Consider the following 17,964-nt stretch of genomic DNA (forward strand, 5'->3'; position numbering starts at 1 on the left):
CAGAAGGCCCCACCTCTATGCCGCGACGCCTCCACGATCACCCGGTCGGAAACCTCAGTTCGAGACACACCCCACACAGCCGGAACGACAACAGCGACTCAGAGGCCGCCACTACGCTGGAGCCCGCTGCGGGGGCAGTCGGCTAGCGGAACGACTAGAAGGTCACAGTGGCAGAATACGGTGGCAAGGCCCACAACTGGCGAAGCATCCGGGAATGGGACGGAAGTCAGCATCGGGCCTTTGAAGAACTGTGCTTTCAGCTTCGCGTGCCGGCACCTCAGGGCTGGGAGACGATAAAGACAGCAGCTCCCGACGGAGGTGTTGAGTGGTACGACCAGGCCCCCGATGGGAGCGCCGCGCACGGCTACCAGGTCAAGTTCGTCCACGATATTGACGACCTTCTTCCGCAGGCGAAGAAGAGCGCCAAGACGGTCGGTGAGAACATCGCCTTCAGGAAGATCGTCCGGCTTGAGTTCCTGACCCCCTTCGACCTATCCGACCCCACGCCTTTCACACCACGCGGCAGGCCCCGCGAAGGTGCACGGGGGAAGTGGAACCGCAACGTTGACAAGTGGAAGACGGAGCTGCCCGGTCTCGCCGGTGTCGACATCCGCTATGTCGGAGGCGGCGAACTGCTGGAGCGCCTGACGCGGCCCGGCAACGAAGGACGTCAATGGTTCTTCTTCGAACGGCGCGCTCTGGGCTCCGAGTGGTTCCAAGACCAGATGGCACTCGCTGAGAGCCTGGCGGAGTCGCGGTACACCCCGGAGCGCCACGTGGAGCTGCCGCTGGCTCGGGTGGCGGACGCCTGCGCCTTCCCCGAAGAGCTTTCTCGGCGAGTTGTACAGCGGTCCCGGGATCTTCAGGCTGCCGTGCGAACGCTCGTCGCGGGAACGACGTGGTGGCTCGACCGCTATCCCGCGCCGTTCAGCAGCCCAGCGCAGGAGGCGCTGGCGCAATGGACGCCGTCGTGGATGCGATCCCTGCGGGAGAGTGCGGACAACCTCGTCCACGACCTGTGTGCGGCGTCCGCGAGCCCACGCCTGCCCGCCGCACGGGCCGAGGCTGTGACCGAGAACATCCGCGACTTGCTGGGTCAGTTCGACGACCTGGCCGGGCGCTTCGTGCGGGAATCTTCCGCGCGCGGCGAGCTCCCGGAACCGCCTTCCTCGGACCGGGGTACCCGCGAAGCGACTGCATCCGAGAGCGCGGAGCGGCTGCGCGAGGGCGACCTCGTCCGCGCTCGCGACACATGCGAACAGGCCTTGAACCTGCTCCAGAGCAGCGCTGCCCAGGCAGCGGAGAAAGCAGCGTGGCTGCTGCTGGGCGAAGCCGGACAGGGCAAGACCCACCTGCTTGTCGATGCCGCGCGACGCGCGGTGGACAAAGGCAGGCCGGCACTCGTCTTATTCGGGCAGGAGCTCAGTGGGCGCAATGCCTTGAGTGAAATCGCGCAGCGACGCGGGCTGGGCCAGTTGCCCGAGAGGGATTTTCTTCAGGCGATGGACGCCGCCGGCGCGGCCAGCGGCTGCCGTTTCCTGCTGATCATCGACGCCCTCAACGACAGCGACAACGCCCGTAGCTGGAAGAGCGAGCTGCTCGGCCTCCAGTCCCGTATAGCCCGGCACCCACACATTGCCCTGGTCGTGTCCTGCCGATCAACCTTCAGCCCTCTGGTCCTGCCGGACAGCTTCGACGGGCCGACGTCAGTGCACCCTGGATTTGCGGGCCGCGAGGTGGAAGGTCTGGAGAGCTACCTCAAGGGGCGCTCAGCCACCTATCCCAACGCACCGCTACTTGCGCAGGCCTTCACCAACCCCCTGTTCGTGAAGCTGTACGCAGACAGCTTGGACCGGGCCCCGGAGCAGGGCTCGGGGAACCATCCGCCCGACCGCAGCGCGGTGTTCGACGCCTTCGTCAATCACCGGGCGAAAGCCATCTGTTCCCAGCTGGGGCTGGACCCCCTCGACCGGCCCGTGCACCGGGCAGTCGACGCCCTTGCATCGCGCATGGCCGCAGAGAACCTCCTGGTGCTGCCCCGCAGCACAGCACGTGAGATCGCCGACGCCTTCGCCCCCGGTGCCACGAAGTGGCCGGCCACCATGCTCGGAGAGCTCGTTACACAGGGGATCGTGTCCAACGAGCGCACATACAGAGACAAGGAAGAGGTCGGCATCGGTTTCCCGTACCAGGCCCTGGGCGACGACCGCGTGGTGCGGTCGGTCTTCGCGGCCCACCAAGGCGAGATCGACGCGCTCCGGGAGGGTCGAGGGCTTGTCGGTGACTCCCCTTTGCGGAACTGGCTGTGCAAGGCCCCGCCGAACTACCAAGAGACTGCGACGACTCTCCTGCCCGAGATGACCGGCACTGAGCTGATCGATGTGCTGATCTCCTCCCCGGAGGCCAAAGGGGATGCCGCCCCCGACAACCACCCGGACACACGGCACTTTCTGTTGGCCCGAAGCTTCCTGGAGACGCTTCCCCTTCGCCGAGCCGGAAGCATTACCGATCGCAGCGTGGCGCTCGTCAAGGACATCGCCAACAGGCACGGCCGCACCTCGGAGATCCTAGAGGCGTTCCTTTCGGTCACTGCCGTGCCTGGACACCGGCTGAACGCTGACGAGCTTCACCGCGTCCTGACAGCAAGGCCGAGGCCGGAACGTGACGCGTGGTGGGGCGTCCGTACCTACGCGATGCTGTGGGACCACACGGCGCTGCACAGGCTGCTGCGATGGGCCGAGCAGTACCCCACCCCGCAACACCTCCAGCCCTCCTACCGACAAGTCCAGCACCTACCCGGTACCCGGCCGAGCCCACTCGGTACAGCGCCGGGGGGAACCGACAGCGAAGTGGCGCGTCTGGCGGGCACCACGCTGGTGTGGACCCTCACGTCCTCCAATCGGTTTCTGCGGGACCGCGCGACCAAGGCCCTCGTGCAACTGCTCCTGGGCCACACCGACGTTCTCCGGTCTCTCCTGACCAGGTTCCTCCACGAGGACGTTAAGAAAGTGGACGACCCCTACCTCTTTGAGCGCCTGGTGTGGGTGGCGTTCGGAGTGCTGGCTCGCCGTGGCGACCCACAACGGGACGCCACGCTCCTGAGCGAGCTGGCACAGCAGATCATCGAGTATGTCTACGGCGACACGAACTCGCCCGCTCACGCATCGAGAAACGCTCTGCTGTGCGATGCAGCCACCCGCATCGTCACCATGGCACACGACGCGGGAGCGGTCACCAGCGAGCAGGCCGAGGTCGTCCAGCATCCGCACTTCTGCCCGCACCCTGGCCGCGCGCCCGAGGAAGACGACATCGACAACCGCTTCCCCAGACGGGACGAGGACGGCTCCCTGTGGGGAGGGATACGTGCCTCCCTGTCCTCGCTGGGAGACTTCGCCGACTACAGAGTCCGCCCCTACGTGAACCAGTTCAGCATGCTGCCACTCACGTGCGACTATCCCAGCCGACCGTCGTGGCAACGCAGGGACGACCCCGTCGTGGTAGACCCCGGACGCATCCCGGCCTTCGCGGACAGCCTCCCGGAGGAATACCGGCCGGTTTTCGGGACCCAGGCGGCTGTCACCCAGCTCCTCACAGGGTGGATAGCGCAGCGGGCCCTCGACCGTGACCAGTACGAGCTGCTGCAGAGCTGCCAGGTTCCGCCAGCCCTAGACGAACGCCTCGCCGACACCAAGGTGGACGCGAAGTGGGCTGCACGGTGGATTCTCGCCCGCGTCGCCGAGCTGGGATGGACGCCCGAACTTTTCAGCGAATTCGACACCTTCCGCGGACGCGCGTCCGGCTCACGCGAATCCCACAAGGGCGAACGGATCGGCAAGAAGTATCAGTGGATGGCCCTCCACGAGCTGATCGAGCGGCTTGCCAACCACCATCACCCCTACCGGCACTCCGAACACGACCCCGCTGAATACCCCGGGGGCGCACGCCTGTCCCTGCTCGACATCGATCCCTCGCTTCCGCCGGCCCGACACCCGTTCGACCACGACGACGAGACACACGACCGCAACGACACGGACAACGCCACCTTCCCGCCAGAAGACCTCTGCCATCCGCTCGCCCCACCCGTTCCGTCACTGCCGGACCACGAGGGCGTCGACGAATGGATCCGCAAACCGGACAACCTGCCCGACCTGGAGGAACTGGCTATCCGAACCGACGGCACAGGCCGCGTTTGGGTTGTGCTCAACGAATACGCCAGCGACGATCACGACGGCCGCGGCTGGAGCAGCACTCACGGGCAGGCTGAGCAGTGGCACCGCATCCAGAGCTGGCTCGTGCCCAGCAGCCAGCGCACCGCCCTGCTCACCTGGCTGGAGGGCCGCTCCCTCACCAACCGGTGGATGCCCGAAGGCCCCGACCGCCACAGCCTTCTGTTCGCCGATTTCCCGCCCACGCCAGGGCCTTGGACCGACCCCGACCCCGACGCCTGGCATGTGAGCACATTTCTTTACCCGGAAGAGAACGACGTGCACGGCCTCGACGACACGGACGAGGAGCAGGACCTGGCCACACCGGGGACAGCCGCAGCACCAACTGCCGTCACCGACTTCGACTCCGAGGACTCCACCGCTGCACGGCGGAGACGGTGGGCGGAGAAACAGAGCGACACGCTGGCCGATCTCGCAGAACGCTGGGCAGACGGCCCGGTCGAGGAGAAGGACGACTGGCTGGAGGCAACTCTCGCGGCTCAGCCACACGGCCGCATCGACCAAGCCACTGATTCCGCTGGCCAACCCATCACGGCGGTCCCGACCGCCCAGACCTACAGCTGGAGCGCGCAGAGTTCCGACTGCTCCCTCGACGCATCAGTGTCCGTGACCATGCTCAACGACCCGCTGCTGCGAAACAGCGGACTGCGACGAGACCCCGACCTCCCACACTGGTACGACGCAGACGGAAGGCTCCAGGTGCAGTACCTGTCCTGGGACCGCCCCACGGGCGCCGCTGACGGCCTCCTCGTCTCCCGAGACTGGCTTGAGCAACACCTTCAACGAAGCGATCAGTGCCTCATCCAGGGGATTCTCGGCGAACGCCAGCCCGTCACCACCGAACGCCCCCGCAGTTGGAGAGAATTCAGTCAGATCACAGGCCACAGCGCGCAAGGACACCGAACCCCCGGAACAGCCACCACCGAACTCAGGACCAGCCGCTGGTAGCGGACTGGATGAGTGAAACGGTTACTGGCCCAGTCGGGCGAATCTCTGGTGCCGCGTGCATGGCGGAACGATTCCTCAGGAAAAGCATCGCGCATGAGGCTTCTACCGATCCACTGCCCTGCGCGAGCAGCGCTCCTCGCCGTCGTCGCACCGGCTGCTTTTGCACTGTCCCTGACCGGTATCGCTCCTGCGCACGCGGCCACCACCGGAGCCAGGGACAAGATCGCCTTCCCAGGGGATTCGTGTGCATCTATCCCGACATCGGCTTCGTAGGTCAGCCCTACGTCAAGCGCGCGGGCCGACGGTTCGGTGGGGCACCTGCCGGACTCCATCCGCGGCAGTGGCAGCTCGATCATCAACAACAGCGGCCGCACGGCCCGGGTCTACGCCAAGGACAACTACTTCGGCAGCCATGTCTGTGGTAGCCGCCTCTCTTGCGCCGCTCCGTCCAAGCCCTCGAACGCGACATCCGCGACTGGTTCGCTGGCTGTGGCCACCACGCCAGACCGTTCGCCTGGACGAAGACCGTCGACGGGATCCCTCGACAAGGTCGCCGCCTGCTAGCGACGAATCTCTGACTCAGGTGGCTAGAAGAGAATCAGCAATTTTAAGGCTGGGCGGGAGTTGATCAGCAATAGGAGCGATTCGGATCGGAAAGCTCCTCAAAAGGCGGAATTGACGATTAGGTCGATGATTGAACGGATGCCCGACCAATCCTGCAAAGGGATAGCGGCGGGGTCACTTCTCGCCTGCAAAAGCTTCGCCTGGAACGTGTCCTGCACCTCCTTCTTGCCGGTGATCTCTCCCTGGTAGCGCTTGGTGCCCTCGATGTAGCTGCGCCAGTGCACAGGCCGGAGGCTGCCGTCCGGAAGGGTGAGGACGTCTCGCCCTAGATACAATTCGATGGATCCGGCGGTGCCATTCACGTCTGCGTATGAGGAATGACCGGAGGGAGCGTCTGCTGTTGGCGGTCCCAGTGTTGGATAGTGCGACGCCAGGTCCAGTGGGGGGTACTGCAGAACTTTGATGTTGCTGGGAAGGGTTTTACGATCGAGCGGCCGAAGGGCGTCGGCCGCAGCCGTGTCGTTGTCGAAGAGTGCGATGACGGGGTTGGCGATACGGGCGGCGGCGAAGGCGCGGACGGTGTTCACGAGTGCGCCGGCCCCTCCACGCGGGCTGTTGGAGTAGTCCATGAAGCGGATGAGGTTCGTAAGGTGCGGGTAGAGGATGGCGAGGGACGGCTGGAGAACAGCTACGTCGCTGTGGCCTTCGGTGAGCACGACGACGGGAGCGTGCGCGGCCGAATCATCCTGTACTCGGTCCAGCGCCTCGGAGCACAATGTCGAGAGTTCAGGATTGTCCCCCGCGTCGTCGATACGGCCGTGATCAACGATGAGGACGACTTCGGAGTTGGGCATCGCGAGCAAGGTGGCGCGAAGGCTCAGGCATGGATCGTCGGCGTCCAGCATGCGCAGGAACGCTATTGGGTTCCCGTTGAAAGGGATTCCTTCGAGTGATTTCATTCCCCGTGAAGCTGCCGCAAGACCCTTCAACCAGTCTGCGGCTCCGTAGTCGTCGGGAATATTAAATTCCTCCGGCATTTCGATGCCCTCCACTACGAACCGTCGAGTCGTTGTTTTCTGCTGCTCCAGTGCATCCTCGAGGAGTTCCAAAGCCGCCTGCTGGCTGTACCCCAACAGATGCAGACGTTCGGCGATAACCTTGCCGGGCCCACGCAGAGAATATTCGACCGTATCGTCGTCGTTGTATTGTCTACTGGAATAGCATTCCGGATCCCCCACGCGGTACGCGCACAGCATCTCGTCGGTGAAGGCCGCGAGCAGTACGGCGTCCCACCCGTAGCGCAGTCTGCTGACCTGATAGCCGCCGACCCACAGTCCCTCGTCAGAGCTCATGCTTCATGATCGGCGCTAGGGCCGGGTTGTCGTGGCGGTTTTCCACACCGAGATGTCTGGTGCCTACGGGAGGTTCCGCTCCTTTCCGGCTGTAACCCTGCGCACGGGTCTTGATGGCCGGAGCGCTCTTCAGCGCAGGGGCCTGCCGCAGCAGCGTCCTTGTCACTCACCGACCGGGGTCGTGTCGTTGGGCCCGGCCAGGACGAGTTGGGTCAGGGTGGTGGGGCTGCGGTCGGCTTGGACGGTGACGCGGTAGAGGCCTGTTGCCGGCACTCGGAGGTCGGCGGCGAGGGTGTCGTTGTCGCTGCCGTAGAGCGGGGGGCTGGCGGTCCAGCTGCCGTCAAGGGCGGTGATGGTGATGTCGGTTCCGGCGGGATGGTCGGTTCCGGTGATGTTGAGTTGCCACTCGGTGTCGGGGGTGACGTAGTCCGGGACGGTCAGGCCGAGTGCCCCTGGGGCTTGGTCAGGGCCGAGGTGGTCGTCTTCGAGGAGGAAGTCGATGACGGCCTGGCGGGCGTGCTGGTTGCTGGCGAGGGCGCCGTGCTGAAGGGCGAGCGGGATGGTACGGCGTTGCAGTGAGGCGGATTCGCGGGGGACGGTGCCGTCACCCCAAACCTGGAACCGGCGGGGGCGGCCGTGCTCGTCGCGCAGCAGCTGTTTGTCGTCGTTGTGGTGGCGGAAGGAGTAGGTGGCGGGGATGACGACGCCGTTGACGATTTGCAGGGACTGGTCGGTGTCCTGCTGGATGCCGACCACGGGCCGCAGCTGCGGCAGGTGGTGGGTGTAGAGGTTGTCGAAGTAGGCGATGGAGATCGCGGCGAGGTCTTTGTCGCCGCCGAGCGCGGCGATGTCGCTGGGGGACAGGGAGCGGACGTCGAGGCCGTCTTCGAGGCAGGGGTAGCGGGGCAAGAGGTCGTGGACGCCGGGCATGGTGGCGGCCAGTGCGGCGAGTTTGCTGTGGGGCAGGGGCAGCGGGGCGCCCTGGATGCTGTTGAGGATGTTGGCCGCGGCGACCGACCCGTGGAAGGGGGTGCCGAGGGTCATGATGCCGCGGATGTCCGCAGTGAGGTCGCTGTCGCCGCCGAGGGCGAGGGCTGCGTAGGTGATCAGTCCGCCCATGGAGTGGGCGATGAACACCAGGCGTGCTTCGCGTTCGTCCACGGCCCGGCGTCGGGCTTCGGTGTGCTTCGGATGGCTTCGCCACCGCTGGAGGTGGGCGCGGGCTTCCTTGGCGAGGCGTCGGGCATTGTGGTCGACGGACAGGCGCCAGTCGTAGGGGAAGGCCAGGACTGCGGCCGGGTCCGCGGCGGTGGCCTCCACGTCGCTGGTGAGTTTGGTGTAGGGCTCGATGCCGCGCAGGAACGGCGTCCAGGCAGGTGTGCTGAGCAGGCGGCGCGGTTCGACCCGCGTCGACTGGCCGGCCGCTTCCTCGGGTGTGAGGTGCAGTCCCTTCAGGCCCGAGGGTGACAGCCACGCCTTGGCCAGCCAGCCGGGCTTGGCTAAGCCCCACAGGACCTTCTCCTTGCCCTTGCCGCCGGATATGTCGACGAGTTCGCTGCCCATGATTCCGGGGACGATAACGATTGCGTCATGGGTGGTGGGCGGGGCTACTTCGGGTGCCGCGTTCCACTGCGGAGGGAAGGTCATGGGTGCGAGATTAGGGGGATGCGCAGTCCGGGGGGCGAAGTTGATCGAAGTGGTGCGTTCGGGACGGTGGGTGAGGATGGGGACGCCTCGCAGCGGACGCTGTTCGTCCTTGCTGTAGCCGACTACGGCGACGGCGACGAGGACTTCACCAAGGGCGTCAACGAGCAGGTCGACGTCGTGAGCGCGTGGTGGTCGACCAGCGGGCTTGAGCCGGCCTTTCGCCAGGTCCGGGCCCCAGAGCTGATGACACGCGACGAGGTGGAAGACTTCGTGCGTGCGGAGAACATTCGCACGATGCGCGGCGACGCGCTGGTGCTGTTCATCACCGGGCACGGGATGGCGGCCTCCTCGAAGACCCACTACCTGGTGCTGCCGGCGTCGGACAAGAACCGGAAGATCAACACGTCGGTCCGTACGGTCGACCTGGTTGCCGCAGCACTGGACTCCCATGCCGACAACGTCCTGGTGATCGTCAACACGTGCTACGCCGGGCAGATCCGCGGAGAGCTGGCGGACATGTTCCACGACATCAGCAAGACCCGGCGCGGGCGGTGCAAGCTCGACGTCCTGGTGACGTGCGATCACGACTCGCCGGTGAGGGTACGCCGGTTCCCCACCCTCTTGAAGGCCGCCTTCCACCGATTACGCACCACCGCCGGCATCACCAGGCCGCACCTGAGCATGTCGGAGTTCATGACGGAATTCGAGAAGGGCCTGCGCCCCGAAGAGCGCCGCCACCACCAGCTGCATCGTGTGATCGACAACAGTTCCTTCACCGAGCCGAACCCGTGCCTGCCCAATCCGGGTTACCGGCCTGTCCCGGAGATCTTCGGGAGCGGCCTGGCCAACACCGGCATCGACGGCTACTGGCTGGACAGAGCCACCGGCCGGACGCAGGACAACGACAGCGGCTGGTACTTCAAGGGCCGCGACGACCTGAACCGCACCATCGCCTCGCTGCTGAGCGGGCCGCAGTCGCGGGGGGTGCTCTTGCTCACCGGAAGTGCCGGCAGCGGCAAGTCCGCCGTCCTGGCCCGTGCTGTCGTGCTCAGTGATCCGGTGTTCCGTGAGGCGCCGGTGTGCAAGGCGGCGATGGAACAGGCACCCGAGGACACCGTGCCGGGGGCCGAGTCGGTGACCGTCGCGGTCCTGGCGCGCCGCCGGAGCGCCGCGCAGGTCGCCACGGACATCCTCACCGGTCTCGGTGGCACCGCGCAGACGCCGGGGGCCTCCGACGACCCGGTCGTGGTCTGGGTGGCGCAGATCTGCGAGATCTTGCGGACCCGCGGAGAAGGCGCCGCCGTGGTCCTGGACGGTCTGGACGAATGCGACGAGCGGCAGGACATCATCGACAAGATCCTGACACCGCTGAAGGAGTTCAGCGAGCCGTTGTACAGGGTGCCCCAACCGCGAGCCGACGCAGAAACCGGGCCGGGTGGCTTGCGGCTGCTGATCGGCGTGCGCTCCAGCCGGCCGGCGAGTGACCCTGGCGGGGTGCGACTGGACAAGCAAGAACGCGGACTGGTCGAGATCCTGAAGGAGACATTTCCTTCGGCACGGGTGGAGCGCACCGACGACGAAGGTACGAAGACCGATATCGAGCACTACATCGCCGCCCTCATCGGCAACGGGGTCAACCCCGGTGCCGCGGCCGAGGCCGCAGCGGTGGTCGCGCCGGAGGCGTGGCCTTCCTTCCTGGACGCGCGGATCGCCGGCGAGCAACTGAAAGGCGAGAGCGATCCGGTGGGCAGGGCGAAGGATCCGCAGTGGCAGAAACTCCTCAAGGGCGGCACAACCGGGCTCCTGCGGCGCGACCTGCTGCTTGTCGCCGACGAGGGGCTGCCGACGGACGTCGCGCACGCGCTGCTGAGAGCGTCCGCGTTCGCCGGGGGACTGGGAGTGCCGTGGGCGAACATCTGGCCCCGTATGGCCCAGGTCTTCATGGGCCGAACCCAGGTGGACAACTGGGACGAGATGATCGCCAAGCTCCTCAGCGGCCGGCTCAACGGCTACCTCACCCACGACCACCAGGACGACCGGCGCGTCTACCGTCCCGCCCACGACAAGCTCAGCGAAGCTCTCATAGACGGCAGGCTGTTGGACTCGGAGGACGCGGCATGAACGACGCGGCCGACGCCAGCGTGGCGGAGATCCACCGGAAGCTGGCTGCTGCACTCGCTGATCTCGTACCCGAGGACCCCACCCTCCCGCCCCACCCCTACCTGCGGCGGCACCTGGCCGAGCATGCGGCCCAGGGGAACGTCCTGGACGACGACCACGTACCGCCGAGCCTGCTGGCGTGGGAGACCAGCGCCGCGGTCCGCCGCCTGCTGGCGGCCGGCGAGGACACGGCCTCCCCAGGGCGCAGACACTGGCTTCAGGCCTGGGCGAAACTCGAGCCGTTCGCCCGGGACATCAGCCCGGTCTCGCGGTGGGTGAGCCTGCAGTTGGCACACCACATCGCCACCAGCAACTCGTCCGCGCCGCCGCAGCCCGCACCTGACCCTGAAGTGACCGGATCACCGGTGACACCCCTGTGGAGCGACTGCGCCAGCGCCGACAACGTCTGGGCTGTCACCGAGGCCCCGGTGACCTCGATGTCGACAGTGGCCTCTGCCGACGGTCGGCAAGTGTTCGTCGTCACCGGCGACGATCTCGGGATCGTTCGTATCCTCCGGCATGACGCCACCGCATCGGCCTCACCCCTGACGGTGCACCGCGGGGCCGTTTCCCACATGCTCAGCCTCGGCGAGGGCCGCGTCGCCACGGCGAGCACCGACGGGACCGTCAGCCTCGTGGACACCCGGCGGGGACGGATCATTCGCTCGGTGCACCAGCGCAAGGCCACCTGGGTCAGCTCCCTCGCCCTCCACCATTCCACCCCCCGGACCACCCTGCTCCTGGTCGGACACAGCGACGGGCACGTGGCGGCCCTGGACGCCGCCACATGCGAGCCTGTCCCACTCAACCTGCCGCCTCTGGACAAGCAGCCGGTCCTGCTCCAGGCCGTCACCCGCGCGGACAGAACCACGCTGCTGCTCCTCGCACAGGACACCACCGTCACCTGCTTCGACGGCACGGGCACCTGCTGGCGTGCATCCCGGACCGCTCCGATTCGCGCCCTGCTCGCCCTTCCCGGCACCAGCGCTCACTGCGCTGTCACCGACGACGACGGCAACATCGCCGTCATCGACACAGCCACCGGCACCGCTCTCGGGCATGTGCCGCCCGCTCCCCCCGCACGGGTCACCGCCCTCGGCACGGTCACCGTCGACGACCAGCCGGCACTGGCCACGGCGGCATCCGACGGCACGGTGAGCCTGTGGACCACTCCGGCGCTCACGCCCGTGCCGGTGAACCTCCCCGGCCACTCTGCACCGGTTTCGGCGCTGGTTGCCACCCGCCAGGGCCGGCACATGCGGCTGCTGACCGCAGGAGCAGACCACACCATCCGCAGCTGGCCGCTGCTGGCACAGCAGACACCCGCCCGGCGTGCGTGGAACCCCATCACTGCCAGCGCCCTGTCCCCGATCAGACCGCGCCGCCTCGCCTCCGCCGAAGGCACCAGCACCTGGATCCGGAACATCGAGACAGGCCAGCAGCACACGCTCCTTGAAGGGGAATCGGTCACCGCTCTGGCCTGGGTCCCGTCCGACCGGCGCCTGCTCGTTGCCGCAGCCGCAAGCGACAACAGCATCCTGCTGCTCGACCCCGACAGCCCCCATCCCACGCCGGTGACCCGACTGACAGGCCACTACTCCCCCCCGCTGTGCCTGGTGGCGATGGCCGGCGCCGCGGCCACGGTCCTTGCCAGCGGCAGCGCGGACGGCACCGTCCGGCTGTGGGACGTCGAGACCGGACAGGGGCTGGCAAGCTTCGACGATCACATGTTCAGCGTCCGCTGCCTGGCCTCGACACCGGTACCCGGCGGGTTCCTGCTGGCATCGGGCGGAAGCGACGGGAACCTGAGGGTCTGGGACGTCCAGCGCCGCGTCCAGTTCGGGCAGACGATCCGATGCGGACAGAACACCGTGAACGACGTCGGATTCTTCACCTCCGAGCACGGCGACGGCGACGGCATTGCCACTGCAGGCCAGGACGGCTCCCTCAAACTGTGGAACCGCGAGGCCCCCGAACATCCGCTGAAGGAGTTCCGCCCCGGCGGCGGCGAACTCACCGCCGTCACCAGCTACACCAGCACCTCCGGCCGGACGATATTCGTCACCGCCAGCATGACGAGCATCCACCTGTGGGACCCCAGCACCGACCGGCGGCTGCTGCAGATAGTGACCGGGTATCCGATCAACACGCTGAAGATGGCCGCCGACTGGAGATCTGCAGGCCTCTCGCCGGTGCTTCTGGCGACCGGAGAAGCAGGAACGATGATCGTTTCGCTCGACGACCGGCGCCTGTGAAGACGTGCGCCCGCACCACGCCCTCCTGCGTCCCCTGTGCGCCCCCGCGCACGCCGGCGAGGCCATTTCCGCTCACCGGGATTACGAGATAATGACCAGCTCTGTCACCCGTTCTGTCCGACCGCGAGGACTCATGACCGAAGATTTATCGAGACGGCCCACTTGGAGCAGAACGTCCGGACGTGCCGTCGCGCCGCGGTGCCCGGCAGGTGCGCGCGGAAGGGGTGGCCGCAGTGTCTGACTCTGCACTTCCCGTGCTCGTCCCCGCGCCGGACCGCGGCGTGTGGAGGCTGGGCAAGGCCGAGAACCCGCTGATGCCCAACCAGGCCGTGCCCGAGACGGCCGAAGGATCTGCAGCCGGACGGTTCAGCCTGCTCACCTACCCCGTCCTCTACTGCGCCAGCGACCTCGCCGGATGCTTCGCCGAAGCACTGGCCCCCTTCCGGGTCCACCCGCAGGCGCGGGAAATGCTCACCCCCGACGACGCCGACTGCACCCCGGGCATGATGCAGATCGGAACCGTGGCCACCAGTTGGAGGCACGAGAGGATCCTGGTCCGGCTCAAGCCGGCACCCTCGGCCCGGTTCCTCGACGTCGACGCCGATCAGACCCGCGCGGTGCTCGCCGACGAGCTCAGCAGCGAACTGGAGGCCCTCGGCGTCGACGCTCCACTGACCGACAAGCACATCCACGGGACCGACCGCAGGATCGCACGCCAGATCGCCGCATGGAGCGTGGCGCAGCGCAACGCGGACGGTCACCGGCTGGTCGAAGGGATCGCCTACCGGTCGGGATACGGCGGGCGCCGCTGCTGGGCCATCCTGGGCGACGCCGAACTGACCGAGCAAGAACGCAGACCCATCCGCGCGGAGTCCGTGGAGCTGCAGGAGGTTGCGCGCGAGTACGGCCTGACGGTCTTCTGACGACTGCTCCGACCGGACGTACGGCGCGTCACCCGAAGCGGTGGACTGCCCGCTCCTCATCGTCACAGTCCTGTAGCTGTCCCGAGGCGCGGCACATGGCAAAGGCGCAGCTCAAGACCTTTGTGGCACCTTTGATGGTGGGCTTTAGGGGGCTTTTAAGAGGGGAAAAGTCTGGAGTAACGGACGCTGGTATGGGTAGACTTACATCAACTCAACCGGGGAGAAGACATGTTGACCGACCAGGAAACCTCCTTATCGGACCCGCAACTGACACTCCGTGAGCGAACCTCGATGAACCGCCTCCCGCGTTGCCACCTCCTCAACGCTCCGTCCACCCACCTGACCCACGCCGCCCCTCCGGTGGGTCTGTGCGACGTCGACGCGTCCTGGCTGACGCGCTGAGCAGTTGTCCCAGGCCACGCTCATATCTGACGTGGCCTTCGAGGCCCGGACGGGCGAATATGCCCCGGCCCGGGTGATCCCACCTGTGTGGGACAAACGAGGAGAAGACCATGCCCATCCAGACTGTCTCCGCCGCGGAGGCCAGCGCCCTCCGCGCTCAGACGAACGAGACCGTCGCCGGAATTGCACGTTTCCTGCAGGAGACGTACAGCCAGCGGCTCACCGCGTACATCGCCGGCATAGACGACCCCAAGCAGGTCGGCAGATGGTGCAGGGGCCTGAGCGCGCCCCGCTACGAATCCGAAGAGCGGCTCCGGATCGCCTACCAGGTGTTCAAGCTCATCGAGAGCGGCGAGAACTTCCACATCGCCCGGGCCTGGATGATCGGGATGAACCCCCAGCTCGACGACGACTCCCCGATCAGAGCCATCACCGACGCCCGCTACAAAGAGGTCATGGCGGCCGCGCGTTCCTACCTCCAGGGCGACCTCTGAGCGGTGCGGCATGCCGCACCGCCAGTGGCGCGCAGTCGCCCCGACCAGACCCTCAGATCTTGGGTAAGTGGATCGGACGTCGGGTGCGCGAGCGGCTATGGCGGCAGCATTCCGCGTACTCCTTCGAAATGCGTGCGCGCGGGGCCTGAGCCTGGGCCGAGTGCGCTGATGCTGCCCGGCTCCTTCGGATCGGTCGTGATGCCGGCGCCACGCCTCGTCAGGTTCCGATTTCCTTCGCAGGCACTTGAAAGTTCCTTTCGTGCCGATGTCGAGGGTGATCTCGATCTTCGGGTGTCCGCGCCGCGCGGCGTCATGGCGAACAGCCCCGGAAGTTCCCGAGAATGGTCACGTGGCTTGCTCGCGGCCGCGTTGCAGGGCTGCGACGAAGGCCGGGGCGAGCGCGCGGATACGAGCCTCGGGGACGTCCGCGGCCAAAGCGCTGACGGCCATGTCCACGCCGGGGGAGCGGGGGCGTCCGAAGAGATCGGCAAGCAGGCCGAGTCCCTTGGCGGTGGTTGCTCCGGCGCGTTCGCTGCGGAGCAGGCGGGCGGCGTCGTCGGCGGCCTTCTTCGGCGATGCGGCCATGAACAGGCGCAACACGTCGCCGGCGTCCTTGTCGGTCAGCCGGTCCGGGTGCCGGTCCTTGTCGGCGAGCCGGTCGCTGATCTTGTAGGCCTTCGCGACGAGCAGCGCGATGGGCCCGGCGACGTTGACCGTGATCTTCCGGTCGTCTTCGTGTCCGAAGGCGGTGATCGTCATGGGGGAGCGGTCCTCGACAGCGACCTCGAGTCCGCGGGTCCGCCGCGCGCTCATCGTGCCGTGCGGGGGGATCTTCGCGCTACGCCTGCCTTTTCCCGCCAGCGTCTCCGGGACGAGCAGGTCGAGTTCGACCAGGATGCTGCGGTCGCCGACCTGTTCTCTGCGCCCCCACAGGCCCGGCCCGTCGGGGTCGAGCAGTTCGAACCCGCTGTTTATCAGGGATTGTTCCAGTAGCGGTTGGTCGGGCAGCCGGGCCGGGTCCAAGGTCAGGTCACCGTCGGAGGTGAAGGCCGCCGATCGTATGGCGACGTCGGGGGTGCGCAGGTAGACGGCTTGGGCGCCGACGACGGTGATGGCGTCCCGGTGTTCCCGCAGCGCTTCGAGCCCGTCGAGGAGCACCCGCCGTGCGACGACGGTCAGTTGCTCGGGGTCGACTCCGTCGGGGACCTTTGCCATCGGGCTGCTCCGTACCTGGGTGACATCGCCGGTGGCGTGATCTTAGGGGCGCGGGCTGCCGGTGAGCGCCGAGATTCCGGAAATCCGCCACTCGTGCTCGTTGTCGGCCATGTACGTGATCACGGCCTCGCCCTCGGCGGGCATCCGCCCTGGTCCGGACAGGCAGTCCAGCACGAGCTGGCTCAGCGCTACCCGCCTGAGCCCGTCGTAGTCGGTCGCGCCGTCGAAGACGACTTTGTCATGGGCGCGCAGCAGCAGGACGTCGGCGCCCTGCTCGGCGGGCAGTAGGCCCAGCTGCTCCCCGAGCTCGTACGGGCCGTTGGGTGTCGCCTCGACGTAGAGCATCACCTGGCCGCCGACGGCCAGTGGCGCAACCTGCCGGGCAGCGTAGGAGCCGGTGAGCACGATCTTCTCCTCGTGCTTCTGGAGGGTGCGGACGGCGTCCAGGAGCGGCCCGGGACCGTTCGGGGCGATCATGCCGACGAACGGGTTGTGCCGCAGCAGGTTCAGCTGCTCGGCGCGGGCGCGCAGCAGGCCCGCCCAGTCGACTGTGACCACCTGGCGGCCGTCGCGCCGGATCAGGAGCAGGTCCTCCATGGTGTCCAGCAGTTTCGAGACGTAGCCCGGGCTCATCTGGGTGAGCGCGGCCAGCTGCGAGGCCCGGTACGGCGGCGCGACATCGGCGAGCAGGCGGACCAGCCGTCCTGCCCGGGGGCCGGCGAGCTTCGGCCTGGCCGGGGGGGCGGTGGAGGTGGCACGCGGAGCGCGCTGGGAGCTGTCGGCCATGATCACCACAGCTGGACGAGAGATGCGCAGCCACACGTTTCCGAGCAGGTCGATGTAGCCGATGCCGTGCTGGCGCAGCTCCTGCTTCGTCTTCTCCGTGAGGGCGACGGTGATCACCAGCGGCTGGGTGTAGTGCTGCAGCCGCCGCATGAGGGCGGCCTTCGGGGCCAGCTGCTCGCGGACGGCAAGAGGTGAGAGTGAAGTCTTGGTGTCGACCAGGAGCTGGGCGAACGCGCTGTCCCCGGTCGCCTGCAGTTGGACGATTGCATCGGCGCCGGTATCACCCTGATCGGCCAGCTCCGGCTGTACGCGCACCTCCCACTCCGGGCCCAGGAGCCCGCGCAGAGTGTCGAGGCCCTTCTGTAGCAGGGTCTCCTGCTCGGACACGGTCATCTCCATGCTGGAAGGATCGCAGACGACGAGAAAAGTTTCCAGTTCTCTCACGTTTCCAGTCTCAGGAAACTGAAGATTCCCAAGTGAGTTTTCCGGCTGCGGTGCGCTTCCTGGTCGAAGAAAGCTTGGTATGCGGGAAACGTCTCGGGTGGCCGTCCCCCCTGAAGGGCGGGCGCTGGTCGGTGGCCACCGAAGGGCGGGTGGTGGCCAGCTGGCGGCACGTCCCGGATGGGCGAGCTGATCCACTTCTTTCCCTTTAGGGCGTATTGATCTTCGGAGGGGCGCACGGGCTGGCGCGGGGTGGCGCACGGTGGCGTTTACACTTTGATAGTGAGTGATTTACATCACACATGTTCTCTGGTCTGCAGGTTAGGACGGCTGAGGGTGACGAACTGATCACCCTGCGCCCCGAAATGTTCTGTGCGCGCTTAACTCCGGAGGGGCACCCGATCGATGTACGGGTGCAAGACGGCGCCTGGCACTCAGGGCCAGTCAGCCTCGACATGATTCGTAAAGGAGGGTCCGTGAGGCATTGCAAAGCCTGATACACGCTGGACATGGTCGGCGCCTACCAGATGACCGCCTCGCAGGCTCGCGTG

The 17,964-nt window shown here is 67.0% G+C and carries 10 protein-coding genes; 6 read left to right on the forward strand and 4 right to left on the reverse strand.

The window, feature by feature from the left end; all coding sequences use genetic code 11:
• The first annotated feature begins 167 nt into the window (after window positions 1-167).
• Together NFU81_RS16485 and NFU81_RS16490 are read left to right on the forward strand one after the other, a co-directional pair.
• The gene (locus NFU81_RS16485) at window positions 168-5,174 is read left to right on the forward strand and encodes a hypothetical protein (RefSeq protein ID WP_251490272.1); all 5,007 of its coding nucleotides are present in this window, start codon (window positions 168-170) and stop codon (window positions 5,172-5,174) included.
• 309 nt (window positions 5,175-5,483) lie between these two features.
• On the forward strand, window positions 5,484-5,738 hold the full coding sequence (locus NFU81_RS16490) for a peptidase inhibitor family I36 protein (protein WP_251490275.1): 255 nt from the start codon (window positions 5,484-5,486) through the stop codon (window positions 5,736-5,738).
• A gap of 98 nt (window positions 5,739-5,836) precedes the next feature.
• Here the strand turns inward: NFU81_RS16490 and NFU81_RS16495 are convergent, their stop codons facing one another.
• Complete coding sequence (locus tag NFU81_RS16495; protein WP_251490279.1) at window positions 5,837-7,090, reverse strand: hypothetical protein; 1,254 nt, start codon at window positions 7,088-7,090, stop codon at window positions 5,837-5,839.
• 162 nt (window positions 7,091-7,252) lie between these two features.
• Entirely contained in the window at window positions 7,253-8,653 is a 1,401-nt protein-coding gene (locus tag NFU81_RS16500; protein ID WP_251490281.1) for a lipase/acyltransferase domain-containing protein, read from the reverse strand.
• Window positions 8,654-8,680: 27 nt separating this feature from the next.
• On the opposite strand from NFU81_RS16500, the gene NFU81_RS16505 reads away from it, so the two are divergent.
• From NFU81_RS16505 to NFU81_RS16520, 4 genes are all read left to right on the forward strand, one after another.
• Window positions 8,681-10,858 (forward strand): ATP-binding protein, encoded by a 2,178-nt coding sequence (locus NFU81_RS16505; protein WP_251490284.1) that lies wholly within the window; start codon window positions 8,681-8,683, stop codon window positions 10,856-10,858.
• Complete coding sequence (locus tag NFU81_RS16510) at window positions 10,855-13,152, forward strand: WD40 repeat domain-containing protein (protein WP_251490287.1); 2,298 nt, start codon at window positions 10,855-10,857, stop codon at window positions 13,150-13,152. The genes NFU81_RS16505 and NFU81_RS16510 overlap by 4 nt, the downstream gene beginning before the upstream one ends.
• Before the next feature lie 233 nt (window positions 13,153-13,385).
• Window positions 13,386-14,075, forward strand: coding sequence for an RES domain-containing protein (locus tag NFU81_RS16515; protein WP_251490290.1), 690 nt, complete (start codon window positions 13,386-13,388; stop codon window positions 14,073-14,075).
• Window positions 14,076-14,587: 512 nt separating this feature from the next.
• Window positions 14,588-14,971: an XRE family transcriptional regulator gene (locus NFU81_RS16520; protein ID WP_251490293.1), complete on the forward strand. Its 384-nt coding sequence runs from the start codon at window positions 14,588-14,590 to the stop codon at window positions 14,969-14,971.
• A gap of 345 nt (window positions 14,972-15,316) precedes the next feature.
• Here the strand turns inward: NFU81_RS16520 and NFU81_RS16525 are convergent, their stop codons facing one another.
• Together NFU81_RS16525 and NFU81_RS16530 are read right to left on the reverse strand one after the other, a co-directional pair.
• The gene (locus NFU81_RS16525) at window positions 15,317-16,186 is read right to left on the reverse strand and encodes a hypothetical protein (protein ID WP_251490296.1); all 870 of its coding nucleotides are present in this window, start codon (window positions 16,184-16,186) and stop codon (window positions 15,317-15,319) included.
• A 42-nt stretch (window positions 16,187-16,228) separates the two neighbouring features.
• Window positions 16,229-17,371 (reverse strand): hypothetical protein, encoded by a 1,143-nt coding sequence (locus NFU81_RS16530; protein WP_251490299.1) that lies wholly within the window; start codon window positions 17,369-17,371, stop codon window positions 16,229-16,231.
• Between the last annotated feature and the right edge of the window lie 593 nt (window positions 17,372-17,964).

The sequence above is a fragment of the Actinacidiphila cocklensis genome, from assembly GCF_907177275.1.
GTDB lineage: Bacteria > Actinomycetota > Actinomycetes > Streptomycetales > Streptomycetaceae > Actinacidiphila > Actinacidiphila cocklensis.

Coding starts and splice junctions, on each gene's coding strand:
- NFU81_RS16500 (WP_251490281.1), bottom strand. CDS start 8,653: ATGGGCAGCGAACTCGTCGACATATCCGGCGGCAAGGGCAAGGAGAAG.
- NFU81_RS16530 (WP_251490299.1), bottom strand. CDS start 17,371: ATGGAGATGACCGTGTCCGAGCAGGAGACCCTGCTACAGAAGGGCCTC.
- NFU81_RS16520 (WP_251490293.1), top strand. CDS start 14,588: ATGCCCATCCAGACTGTCTCCGCCGCGGAGGCCAGCGCCCTCCGCGCT.
- NFU81_RS16505 (WP_251490284.1), top strand. CDS start 8,681: ATGGGTGGTGGGCGGGGCTACTTCGGGTGCCGCGTTCCACTGCGGAGG.
- NFU81_RS16510 (WP_251490287.1), top strand. CDS start 10,855: ATGAACGACGCGGCCGACGCCAGCGTGGCGGAGATCCACCGGAAGCTG.
- NFU81_RS16525 (WP_251490296.1), bottom strand. CDS start 16,186: ATGGCAAAGGTCCCCGACGGAGTCGACCCCGAGCAACTGACCGTCGTC.
- NFU81_RS16495 (WP_251490279.1), bottom strand. CDS start 7,090: ATGAGCTCTGACGAGGGACTGTGGGTCGGCGGCTATCAGGTCAGCAGA.